Raw genomic sequence first — 12745 nt, forward strand, 5'->3', positions numbered from 1 at the left:
TGCTGCCGGCTTTGACCGGCATGCGAGGAGAAGACCATGAACCAAGAGATTATGAATCTTTTCAATCCGACGACGCCGGCCCAGGTCTTCGACCAGATCCGGATTTCGATCGCGTCCCCGGAGAAGATTCTGTCCTGGTCCTACGGCGAGATCAAGAAGCCGGAGACCATCAACTACCGCACCTTCAAGCCGGAGCGGGACGGGCTGTTCTGCGCCCGCATCTTCGGGCCGATCAAGGACTACGAGTGCTTGTGCGGCAAGTACAAGCGGATGAAGTACAAGGGCATCATCTGCGAAAAGTGCTCCGTCGAAGTCACGCTGTCGCGCGTCCGGCGCGAGCGCATGGGCCATATCGAGCTCGCGGCCCCGGTCGCCCACATCTGGTTCCTGAAGTCGCTGCCGTCGCGCATCGGCCTTCTGCTCGACATGACGCTGAAGGATCTCGAGCGCATCCTGTATTTCGAGTACTACGTCGTGCTCGAGCCGGGTCTGACTGCGCTCAAGGACCGTCAGCTCCTGTCGGAAGACGAGTATCTGAAGGCGCAGGACGAATACGGCCAGGATAGCTTCACCGCCATGATCGGCGCCGAGGCGATCCGCGAGCTGCTGAAGGGCCTTGACCTCGAGAAGCTCGAGGTTTCGCTGCGTGCCGAGATGCAGGAGACCGACTCCGACATCAAGCACAAGAAGCTCGCCAAGCGGCTGAAGATCGTCGAGGCCTTCCGCCACTCCGGCAACAAGCCGGAATGGATGATCATGACGGTCATCCCCGTGATTCCGCCGGACCTGCGCCCGCTGGTGCCGCTCGATGGCGGCCGCTTCGCGACGTCCGACCTCAACGACCTCTATCGCCGCGTCATCAACCGCAACAACCGTTTGAAGCGGTTGATGGAGCTGCGCGCGCCGGACATCATCATCCGCAACGAGAAGCGCATGCTGCAGGAGGCCGTCGACGCGCTGTTCGACAACGGCCGCCGCGGCCGCGTCATCACGGGCGCCAACAAGCGTCCGCTGAAGTCGCTCGCCGACATGCTCAAGGGCAAGCAGGGCCGCTTCCGCCAGAACCTGCTCGGCAAGCGCGTCGACTATTCCGGCCGCTCGGTGATCGTGGTCGGTCCCGAGCTGCGCCTGCATCAGTGCGGCCTGCCGAAGAAGATGGCGCTCGAGCTGTTCAAGCCGTTCATCTATTCGCGGCTAGATGCCAAGGGCCTGTCGACGACCGTGAAGCAGGCGAAGAAGCTGGTCGAGAAGGAGCGGCCCGAGGTCTGGGATATCCTGGACGAGGTGATCCGCGAACATCCGGTGCTGCTCAACCGCGCGCCGACGCTGCACCGTCTGGGCATCCAGGCGTTCGAGCCGGTGCTGATCGAGGGCAAGGCGATCCAGCTTCACCCGCTGGTCTGCGCCGCGTTCAACGCCGACTTCGACGGCGACCAGATGGCCGTGCACGTTCCGCTGTCGCTCGAAGCGCAGCTGGAAGCGCGCGTCCTGATGATGTCGACCAACAACATCCTGCATCCCGCGAACGGCCAGCCGATCATCGTGCCGTCGCAGGACATCGTGCTTGGCCTCTACTACGTCTCGATCATGCGCGAAGGCCTGCCCGGCGAGGGCAAGGTGTTCGGCGACATGGCCGAGCTCGAGCATGCCCTGCACTCGAAGGTCATCCACCTCCATACCAAGATCAAGTATCGGTGGGTGGGCACCGACGAGGAAGGCAAGAAGACCAAGCGCTGGATCGAAACCACGGCCGGCCGCGTCATGCTCGGCAATCTTTTGCCGAAGCATCCGAAGATCTCGTACGACATCATCAACAAGCTGATGACCAAGCGCGAGATCTCGGGCGTGATCGACCAGGTCTACCGTCACTGTGGTCAGAAGGAGACCGTGATCTTCTGCGACCGCATCATGGCGCTCGGCTTCTACAACGCCTTCAAGGCCGGCATCTCGTTCGGCAAGGACGACATGGTCGTGCCGGCGTCGAAGTGGAAGATCGTCGACCAGACCCGTACGCTGGCGAAGGATTTCGAGCAGCAGTACAATGATGGTCTGATCACCCATGGCGAGAAGTACAACAAGGTCGTCGACGCCTGGTCGAAGGCGGGCGAAGAAGTCGCCAAGGCGATGATGAAGGAGATCTCCTCGACCAAGAAGACGGCGAGCGGAGCGGACGCCGACATCAACTCGATCTACATGATGGCGCATTCCGGTGCACGTGGTTCGCCGGCGCAGATGCGTCAGCTCGCCGGCATGCGCGGCCTGATGGCGAAGCCGTCGGGCGAGATCATCGAAACGCCGATCATTTCCAACTTCAAGGAAGGCCTCTCGGTGCTCGAATACTTCAACTCGACCCACGGTGCCCGCAAGGGCCTCGCGGACACCGCGTTGAAGACCGCGAACTCCGGCTACCTGACCCGTCGTCTGGTCGACGTGGCGCAGGACTGCATCATCACGTCCAGCGACTGCGGCACCCATCTCGGCATCAAGATGCGCGCCATCGTCGATGCTGGCACCGTGGTTGCCTCGCTTGGCTCCCGTATCCTGGGCCGCGTGGCTTGCGATGACGTGCGCGATCCCACGACCAACGACGTCCTGGTCGCGCGCGGCACGCTGATGGAGGAGTCCCATGTGGACGCCATCCAGAAGGCCGGCATCCAGGAGGTGAAGATCCGTTCGGCGCTGACCTGCGAGCTCGTCAACGGCATTTGCGCCAAGTGCTACGGGCGCGATCTCGCCCGCGGCACCCCGGTCAACCATGGCGAGGCGGTCGGCGTGATCGCTGCGCAGTCGATCGGCGAGCCCGGCACGCAGCTGACGATGCGCACGTTCCACATCGGCGGCGCGGCGCAGATCAACGAGCAGTCGTTCGTGGAGTCGAACTTCGACGGCAAGATCGTGATCAGGAACAAGTCGATCGCCCGCAACAGCGAAGGCCACCTGATCGCGATGGTTCGCAACATGGTGGTTGCGATCGTCGATGCCGACGGCACCGAGCGTGCGACGCACCGCATCCAGTACGGCTCGCGCATGCATGTCGACGAAGGCGACATGGTCAAGCGCGGGCAGCGCATCGCCGAGTGGGATCCGTACACCCGTCCGGTGCTGACCGAAGTCGAGGGTACGATCGGGTTCGAGGACCTGGTCGAGGGCCAGTCGATCTCGGAAACGCTCGACGAATCCACTGGTATCGCCAAGCGCGTTGTTATCGATTGGCGGTCGACGCGCGGCGGCGCGGATCTGCGTCCGGCCATCGTGGTCAAGGGCAAGGACGGCAAGGTGATGAAGCTCGCGCGTGGCGGCGATGCCCGCTACATGCTGTCGGTCGACGCCATCCTGTCAGTCGACGTCGGTGCGCAGGTGAAGCCCGGCGACATCCTGGCGCGTATCTCCACCGAGAGCGCCAAGACGCGTGACATCACCGGCGGTCTGCCGCGCGTGGCGGAGCTGTTCGAGGCCCGCAAGCCGAAGGATGCGGCGATCATCGCGGAAGTGGCGGGCACCGTCCGCTTCGGCCGCGACTACAAGAACAAGCGTCGCATCTCGATCGAGCCAGCCGACAAGAACGAGGAGCCGCGCGAGTACCTGATCCCGAAGGGAAAGCACATCCACCTTCAGGACGGCGACATCGTCGAAAAGGGCGATTTCATCGTCGAAGGCAATCCGGCGCCGCACGACATCCTGGCGATCAAGGGCATCGAGGAGCTCGCTGCCTATCTGGTCAACGAGATCCAGGAAGTTTACCGGTTGCAGGGCGTGCTCATCAACGACAAGCACATCGAGGTGATTGTCCGTCAGATGCTGCAGAAGGTGGAGGTCACCGATCAGGGCGACACCGACATGATTACCGGCGAGCAGGTCGACAAGATCGAGTTCGACGCGCTCAACACCAAGGCCAAGGAAGAGGGCAAGAAGCCCGCGACCGGAACGCCGGTGCTGCTCGGCATCACCAAGGCGAGCCTGCAGACCCGCTCGTTCTTCTCGGCGGCGTCGTTCCAGGAGACCACCCGCGTGCTCACCGAGGCCGCCGTCAACGGCAAGGTGGACCCGCTGGAAGGCCTCAAGGAGAACGTCATTGTCGGCCGGCTGATCCCGGCGGGCACGGGCGCCTCGATGGCGCGGATCCGCGAAGTCGCGATGAAGCGCGACAAGCTGATCCTCGACGAGCGCGAGAAGCAGGCGGCGATCGTGCCGTCCGCGCCGGAAGCGGAGCCGCTAGCGCTGCCGCCCGCGGAGTAACACTCCGCAAAACTACGGTGCTCACGAAAAGGCCGGCTTTTTGCCGGCCTTTTTGCTGCTTTCCTTTACCGTTGCGCCGCACGACCTTGCTTTGTTCATCTTTCCTTCAGACAGAAAAGCGCTTCTGCTAAAGCGGCTGAGGCCGGGCGCTCCGCGCGTCCGGTAGATACGGAATCCACATGCTTGATCTTGCAATCGTTGGCGGCGGCCCCGGCGGGCTGATGAGCGCCTGGTACTTGAAGCGGAAGCTTGGCGACCTCTGCCGCGTCACCATTTTCGAGGCGTCGGACCGGCTCGGCGGCAAGATCCTCACGCGCAAATTCGATTCCGCGCCCGCGACCTACGAGGCTGGCGTCGCCGAGATCTACGATTATTCGATGACCGGCCCGGATCCGCTGCGCGAGCTGATCCAGCATTTCGGCCTGCAGACCATTCCGATGGATGCCGAGCAGGTCCAACTCGAAGGCGATCTCCTGAACGATGTGCCGGGCATGCGCCGCAAATACGGCACGAAGACTGCCGACGCGATCGAAGCCTTTCGCAAGCGCTGCACCGAGATGATCTCGCCGGTCGAATATTATGAGGGCGTCGGCGCCCACGACAACGAGCATCCCTGGGCCCGCAAGACCTGCGAAGAGCTGCTCGACGAGGAGGTCGAGGACCCGACCGCCAAGCGCTTCTTCAAGGTGATGGCGCGCTCGGACATCGCGACCGAGAGCCACAACACCAACGGCCTCAACGCGCTCAAGAATTTCGTGATGGATATCGACGGCTATATCAGCCTGTATTCGATCCAGAACGGCAATGAGCAGCTGATCGAATGCCTGCGCTCGGAAGTCGATGCCGACATTCAGTTCAATCATCGGGTGCTGAAAGTCGGCAAGGCCGGCAACGGCCGCTACCGCCTCAATATGATGAACGGGAAGGGGCCGGAGGCGCGTGACTTCGACCTCGTGCTGGTCTGCCTGCCGCATTCCTGGCTCGCCACGCTCGGCTGGGACGGCGAGCAATTGCGCCAGTCGATGGTCAAGCACATCGCCTATTTCGACCGGCCTGCGCATTACCTGCGGGTCTCGATCCTGTTCGACGAACCGTTCTGGGGCGAGAAGATACCGGGCTCCTGGTTCATGTCGGAAGCATTCGGCGGCTGCTGCGTCTACAACGAAGGCTCGCGCCACGATGTCGGCCGGCACGGCGTTCTAAACTGGCTGATCGCCGGTTCGGACGCGCTTGCCTTTGCCAATCTCAGCGACCAGGAACTGATCGACGCTGCGCTGAAGTCGCTGCCGGCTTCGTTCGGCAACGCGCGCGAGCATTTCCTCGAGGGCAAGATCCACCGCTGGCTCAGCTCCGTGAACGCGCTGCCCGGCGGCCTCCTGGCGCGCGACGTCATGACCAACCATCGTCCCGAGCCGAAGGAGCATCCCGGCATCGTCGTGGTCGGTGACTATCTGTTCGATTCGACGCTGAACGGCCTGCTCGATTCCTCCGATGCCGCGACCGACATCATCCTGACCGAGATGATCCGGCTGCGCCGTGCCCGCACCCAGGCCGAGCGACCGCTGTCGGATAAGATCGACCGCGATTATTTCGAGAATTATCGCGGGCTTGGCCCGTACAGCGAAGCGTGGCGCCACTTCACCGATCCCGCGCTGCTGATGGAGATGATCCAGATCGTCTGGGGCAGGGAGAAGGGCTACAAGCTCCTGGTGGCGGGCTCGGCGAGCGGCGAACTGGTCGGCGCGCTGCGCGAGCGCGGGGTCGATGCCTGGGGTGTCGAGAACAACCGCTTCATCCACGGCAAGACGCCGAAGGAGCTGAAGACGTACAACAAGCTCGGCGCGGTCGTCGACCTGCCGTTCGCCGACAACGAATTCGACTTTGTGTTCGAGACCAGCCTCTGCCATCTCGGCGGAAGGCAGGTCGTGCGCGCGGTGCGCGAATTGCATCGCGTGGTCAAGACCGGCCTCGTGTTTGGCTCGGTGACATCCGACCTCGCGCCCGGCTTGATCGACCGCTACGATCTGTTGCGTGGCGTAAAGAAGCTCGCCACCTGGTGGGAATGGTCGGAACTGTTCTTCGGCAACGGCTTTGATCTCGCCGCCCACCAGCGCAACTGCACCGAGGCGCTGTGGGCCGCGGCGCGCGCCGCCAACAAGGGGCCTGGCTACTGGTACGGCGATTCCGATGCCTTGCGCTATTCGTTCTTCGACAAGGTCGAGGACGAGGATTGACTGGTGTAACCAGCCGGTTCAATTGCTTTGCCCAATCCTTGCTGATCGCATAGAATCGGCAGCATAGCGCTGTCGCACTCGATTTGCGGTCATGCCGACCGTGCAGTATCGGTTGGTTTCATGGCATCGAAGCCCCCTTCATCTGACGGTCACAATCCGGTTGCGACGGATGAACTCGAGCTGAAAAAGAAGCTCGGGGCGAGCGTCGATTCCGCTGTGTCCCGACCCGGCGGGAAGCCTTCGTCCGCATCGTCGCCTCCCGCTGATGACGACGAAGCCGACGACGAGAACGAAGTCGAACTCGATGACGATGATGAGGAAGAGGACCTCGTCGTCTTCACCGCCAAGGAAGCAGCCGGCGCGCTCGCCACCATCTACGGCTTCGTCAAGCCATATCTGGCCAACTACAAGCGGATGCTGGTGTTCGTCAGCTTCGGCGTCGTGGTCGAGACGTTATTCAACGTCATCATGCCACTCAGCCTGAAGTTCCTGATCGACGATGCGCTTGGCGAGGAAGATTTTCAGGCGCTCTACAAGATCCTCGGCGTGCTCGCGGCCGCCGGGATCATCACCTCCATCATCGCGGTCTGGTACGAACGCTGGGATGCGCGGCTGGCCGCCTGCATCATTTCCGACGTCCGGACCAGACTGTTCGAGCACGTCCAGAACCTGCCTGCGGCCTATTTTGCCCGCACCAAGCGAGGCGAGATCCTGTCGCGGTTCTCGATTGACCTTTCGGCTTTCGAGGGTTCGGTCAAGAGCTTCGCCAACAGCGCGGCCCTGCCGTTCCTGGAACTGATCGCGGGCATTATCCTGATGCTGTTCCTGAGCTGGCAGCTCGCTGCGGTCGCGCTCCTGGTGTTTCCGATCACGCTGATCGGGCCGCGGATCCTGACCCCGAAAGCGGTGCAGGCCAATTACGAGCAGAAGCTGAACGAGGCCGCGCTGCTCGGCACCGTGCAGGAGAATGTCGCCGCGCAGGCGGTGGTGAAGGCGTTCAATCTGCAGCGCCGCGCGCTCGGCTGGTTCACGATGCGCAACAACGACGTGCGCCTGAAGGCAGCGTCGGCCATGTTCCTGTCGACCATGGTGGAGCGCACCGTCACCATCGCGGTGCTGCTGTTGCACCTCGTGGTGCTCGCGATCGGCGCCTATCTCGCCACCAAGGGCCAGATCACGATCGGCACCTTCGTCACCTTCGAGAGTGCGTTCTGGGAGGTGTCCTACAACATCGCGCACCTCATGCACTTCATCCCGGTATCGATCCAGTCGGCGGCGGCGGTGCGCCACATCCAGGAGCTCGTGGACGAGCCGACGCGCGGTGCTGACCGGCCAGGCGCGCCGGACCTGCCGCGCATCTCCAATGACATCACCTTCGAACGCGTGACGTTCCGGTACGAGGGCAGCCAGGCGCCGGTGCTGGACAATTTCAGCCTCAGGCTCAAGGTTGGCCGGCGCATCGCGATCGTCGGTCGCTCTGGCTCCGGCAAGAGCACGCTGCTCAACCTGATCCTGCGGCTTTACGTCCCGGACGAGGGCCGGGTCACCATCGACGGCGTCGATATCCGCAAGGTGACGCGCGAATCGCTCAGACGGAGCATGGCAGTCGTGTTCCAGGAGAACATGCTGTTCAACATGTCGATCCGCGAGAATATCCGTCTCGGCAAGGAAGGCGCGAGTGACGAGGAGGTCGTGGACGCTGCGCGCAAGGCCGAGATCCACCGCTTCATCATGAGCCTGCCCCAGAAATACGACACCGTGGTCGGGGAGCGCGGCGAGACGCTGTCGGGCGGCCAGCGCCAGCGCATCGCAATCGCGCGCGCCATCATCCGCAATCCGTCCGTGCTGCTGCTCGACGAAGCCACCTCGGCCCTCGACCAGACCACGGAGGCCGCGATCAACCGCACGCTGTTCAAGGTGGCCGCGGGCCGCACCATGATCTGGTCGACGCACCGGCTGACCTCGGTGGTCGACATGGACGAGATCATCGTGTTCTCCGGCGGCAAGGCGATCGAGCGCGGCACGCATGCCGAGTTGCTCGCGGCGGGCGGCGCCTACCGCAAGCTCTGGGACGACCAGGGCCACGTGGCGCACAATGCCGCCGCGCAGGCCAACGACGACAATGATGATAAGGAGGACGACGAGGAGTGATCGCTTAGCTTGACGTCGCGATCGGGCCTTGCCGCGCGGGACGAACCGCGCCAGCGGTGGCGTAGCGGACCCCCTGCGCCAAGCGGAACACGAAGCGACCCCACCGTCCGGCGCGCCAGGTCAGGCCATGATCGATCGACAGCGAACGAAGGTGGTAGGCCTTGGCCAGCGATCTTGCCTCGCAGTCCTGTTTGATCGGATCGTCGTAGAACGCCTGGATCTTCCGCACATCCATGCCGTCGCTTGAAAGCCACGCCGGGATGTAGACGTTGCACAGCCGCTCGACGTCGGTGAACACCTTGTTGGTGCCGGTGCCGGCGGCCGGGCAGGAGGTCGAGAAGGCGTCGCCAACCAGGACGATGCCGGGCTGCAGATATCCTTCGGTGACGTAGAGGTCGGCCGGCCTGATCCTGATCGGCCCGGAGACGATGAAGCCTCCGGTCATGCGCGCAAGCCCCGGCATCGTGCTGAGCATGGTCGCTTCCGGCGCCTGCCTGAACTGCTGCAGCCACGGGTCGGTCATGTCGCGGTAGACCATGAAATTGGCGCGCATCGTTCCGTCGATCGGAAACAGCGAAAGGTAGGCCATGCGCGCACTCGGTCGGGCCGGCCAATAGGTCAGCGCAGGAAAATCGAACGCCACGCGGTTGGCCGGCACGACATCGAAGCCCAGCGTGATCGAGTGGCACGTGCTGATGATGCGGCGCTGCATGCCGAGCGTATGGCGCAAGCCCGTATTCAGGCCGTTAGCGAGCACGATGAGCCTTGCCGAGACTTCCTCGTTGTTCGACAGCACGATCTTCTGCCGGTCGGCGCTGTTCGAAACGGCGTAGGCCTTGGCATGGATGATCTCGATATCGCCGGGAATCTGCGCACGCACGGTGTTGACCAGCGTGTCGTAGAGAATGCCGTGCTGATCGCTCGGCTTCTTCGCGACGACATAGCCGAACCGCGCCTCCCATACCTGGCCATCCAGCGTCGTGGCGCGCAGCGTCCGCTCGGCGAGGCCGGTCCTGCGCAACAGCTCGAGTTGATCTCCGCCGAGCTTCTCGCAGCGCAGCTCGGGCGGGTAGCTCAGATGCGGGTCGATCAGGCAGGCCGGGATGCCTGCGCGTCCGAGCATCGCTGCGGCGGTCGAGCCGGCGAGCCCGCCGCCGATGATGGCAACATCCGTGTAGCGCATGGGTCTTGCCTCTGATCGCAAGGCTCCATGCATGGCCGAGAATGGCAAAGGAACCCTGAACTGGTGCTTCACAATCCAGTCAGTCGCGTATCTGCTTAATTGAAAAGCAATGTCCGGCAAAGACGATTGGCGCGGTCGGAGAGCGCGAATTTCGATGATCACGGTAACGATTGATTCACCCAGGCTGGACATCGCCCCGCAATGGGACGAGCTCGTGCGGCGTGCCTCGTCGAACGCATTCATGAATCCGGCGGCGCTTGCGACGGCCGTTGCGACCGACTTTGCCAAGTTGCGCGTGCTGCTGGCTTGGGAGCTGGGCGCTTCACAGCGCAGGCTCGTGGGCATCTGGGCCTTGCAGGTGCGGCAGGTCGTGCCGCTGTGGCCGAAAGTGTCGGAAGCGCTGCCCTACAACTACGCTTTTCTCTCTAGCCCCGTCGTCGATCCGGCTTTCTCCGATCAGGTCCTTCCCGCATTTCTCGCCGCGATCGAACAAGACCCGCTGCTGTCTGATGTCCTCAGCCTCACGTCGTTCGACGCGGAATGCCCGAGCTATGCGGCCATGTCGAAATGGCTGGCCGCGCGCGGCATCGAGCCATTGATCGTTGCAACGAGCAGCCGCCCCTTCGTGACGAAAGAATTCGGTGTGAAGCGTAGCGGCTCCACGCGGAAGAAACTGCGTCAGGACTGGAACAGATTGTCGGCGCTTGGTGTCGTCGATGTCGTCAACGATCGGTCACCGGGCGCGGTCCGCCAGGCGTTCGAGACATTTCTGGCGATGGAGAAGGCAAGTTGGAAAGGCGAGCGGGGCACGGCCGTGCTCTCGGATGCCCGTGATGCCGACTTCACCAGGCAGTTGGTGCAGAATCTGGCGGACCGGGAGGCGTGTTCCGTCGCCCTGCTGCAGGTGAACGGCGATGTCGCCGCGGCGCAAGTGCTGATGTATTGCGGCTCGACCGCCTATACTTGGAAGACTGCGTATAATGCGCAGTTCGCGCGATATTCACCCGGCCATCTGCTCGTCGACAAGGTGACCGATCAGTTGTTCGCGCAGCCCGAGATTGAGGCGATCAATTCCTGCGCGGCCGAAGATAGTTTCATGGCCCAGCTATGGGCCGGCCGCCGGACCATGCTCGATCTGCTCTTCGACGTCAGGGGAACGAAGTCGCTGGGCTACCGGATGGAGGCCGGCCGGCTGCTCGGCTACCATCTCCTGCGGCGTCTGCGGCACCGCTTCCGGCAGCATCGTCCGGCGTCCGCCGCCAGCAAGGCGCCGCAGCGCGGCTCGACCAAGCCGGAAAAGGAAGCAAGCGCCGCGTTGCGCTCGCCGGCCAAGGCCGAAGTCGGCCACTGACCGGATGCCAGTCGGTCCGTGCGAATCGCTCAAAGCTGCATGCGTTCGTGCGTGGGAAAATCGAAGGTCTCCAAAACCCGCTCTTTGCGCTCGCAATGGCGAATAAAGCCTTATTTTGTGCGACATCTTTGGGTGAGAGCCGCGCCCAAGCTGCTTCAAGTCATTTATGTCCGGGTAAAAATTTTCGGTCGATCCGTCCGGAGGAGAGGCGGTAAGCTTCCCGTTTTCCTTCGCGCTCACTGCGCGAAAGCGCCAAATCTCTATGCGGCAGAGGCGCTTCTCGCATTGTCGTTTTGCTTGACTTCACTATCTACCGCTTATACAACCCGCGCACTTAACGACAGGCGGTGAGCTACGCCAGCGTCGGAACGGAACACCCTATCAGACCTGTTGGACTGAGGCGGGCACCACCCTCGACGAATGCCGCTCAAACGCTGTCGATGATAGCTAGGCAATGCCAGGACGATTTTTGTTCTCTTGAGCACGTTCTCTTGAGAGTGAACTCGGATGCATGACCTCGGTTTTCTGCCGGTTAGCGGACGCTAATCGGTCGTGATCGCGGTCCTCTGTGGCGTCGAAGCGCTTTCCGCTCAGCAATGAGTGGTAGGCGCGATTTCGCTTTGCGCGATTGATTTTCGTGTGAGGCGGCCGGACGGGGCGGCTCGTTCCCGAGAAGAATTTGCGGGCCGGTGAGGTCCGCGCGAACTTGAAGGGTGAAGGCTGACATGCCGACGATCAACCAACTGATCGCAAATCCACGGATGGTGCAGAAGTCGCGCAAGAAGGTGCCGGCGCTGCAGCAGTCGCCGCAGAAGCGCGGCGTGTGCACGCGCGTCTACACGACGACCCCGAAGAAGCCGAACTCGGCGCTTCGCAAGGTCGCCAAGGTGCGCCTGACCAACGGGTTCGAGGTGATCGGTTACATCCCGGGTGAGGGTCATAACCTTCAGGAGCACTCGGTGGTCATGATCCGCGGCGGCCGCGTCAAGGACCTGCCGGGCGTGCGCTACCACATCCTCCGCGGCGTGCTGGACACCCAGGGCGTCAAGAACCGTAAGCAGCGTCGTTCGAAGTACGGCGCCAAGCGTCCGAAGTAAGCGGGAACAGGCAAGATGTCGCGTCGTCACTCTGCAGAAAAGCGTGAAGTGCTTCCGGACCCGAAGTTCGGAAACATCGTCGTCACCAAGTTCATGAACTCGGTCATGTACGCCGGCAAGAAGTCGGTCGCCGAAAACATCGTCTATGGCGCGCTCACGATGATCGAGACCAAGACCAAGCAGAACCCGCTCGGCGTGTTCGAGCAGGCGCTCGAGAACGTCATGCCGACTATCGAAGTGCGTTCCCGCCGCGTCGGTGGTGCGACCTATCAGGTGCCGGTGGAAGTCCGTTCGGTGCGCCGGCAGGCGCTCGGCATCCGCTGGCTGATTTCGTCCGCGCGTGAGCGCAACGAGAAGACCATGACGGAGCGGCTCTCGGCGGAGCTGCTCGACGCGTCGAACAACCGGGGGAACGCCGTCAAGAAGCGCGAAGACGTGCACCGGATGGCGGAAGCCAACCGCGCCTTCTCGCATTATCGCTGGTAAGGCGAAT

7 protein-coding genes are annotated in these 12745 nt (G+C 62.8%); 6 read left to right on the top strand and 1 reads right to left on the bottom strand.

The features are described from left to right. The first annotated feature begins 36 nt into the window (after window positions 1–36). The 3 genes from rpoC to J6497_RS21825 all read left to right on the top strand — a co-directional run bounded on the left by rpoC (window position 37) and on the right by J6497_RS21825 (window position 8621). Entirely contained in the window at window positions 37–4236 is a 4200-nt protein-coding gene (rpoC, locus tag J6497_RS21815; RefSeq protein WP_225706334.1) for a DNA-directed RNA polymerase subunit beta', read from the top strand. 179 nt (window positions 4237–4415) lie between these two features. Next, window positions 4416–6470, top strand: coding sequence for an FAD-dependent oxidoreductase (locus J6497_RS21820; protein WP_225706335.1), 2055 nt, complete (start codon window positions 4416–4418; stop codon window positions 6468–6470). A gap of 120 nt (window positions 6471–6590) precedes the next feature. After that, complete coding sequence (locus J6497_RS21825) at window positions 6591–8621, top strand: ABC transporter ATP-binding protein (RefSeq protein WP_225706336.1); 2031 nt, start codon at window positions 6591–6593, stop codon at window positions 8619–8621. Window positions 8622–8625: 4 nt separating this feature from the next. Here the strand turns inward: J6497_RS21825 and J6497_RS21830 are convergent, their stop codons facing one another. Next, a complete protein-coding gene (locus J6497_RS21830; protein ID WP_225706337.1) occupies window positions 8626–9804 on the bottom strand; it encodes an FAD-dependent oxidoreductase in 1179 nt (392 codons plus the stop codon). 154 nt (window positions 9805–9958) lie between these two features. Between J6497_RS21830 and J6497_RS21835 the strand changes: the two genes are divergently transcribed. From J6497_RS21835 to rpsG, 3 genes are all read left to right on the top strand, one after another. Beyond that, window positions 9959–11155 (top strand): GNAT family N-acetyltransferase, encoded by a 1197-nt coding sequence (locus J6497_RS21835; protein WP_225706338.1) that lies wholly within the window; start codon window positions 9959–9961, stop codon window positions 11153–11155. 725 nt (window positions 11156–11880) lie between these two features. After that, a complete protein-coding gene (gene rpsL, locus J6497_RS21840; protein WP_028349062.1) occupies window positions 11881–12252 on the top strand; it encodes a 30S ribosomal protein S12 in 372 nt (123 codons plus the stop codon). Window positions 12253–12267: 15 nt separating this feature from the next. Next, the gene (rpsG, locus tag J6497_RS21845; protein ID WP_225706339.1) at window positions 12268–12738 is read left to right on the top strand and encodes a 30S ribosomal protein S7; all 471 of its coding nucleotides are present in this window, start codon (window positions 12268–12270) and stop codon (window positions 12736–12738) included. Window positions 12739–12745 lie beyond the last annotated feature (7 nt).

It is taken from the genome of Bradyrhizobium cenepequi (assembly GCF_020329485.1).
GTDB classification, from domain to species: domain Bacteria; phylum Pseudomonadota; class Alphaproteobacteria; order Rhizobiales; family Xanthobacteraceae; genus Bradyrhizobium; species Bradyrhizobium cenepequi.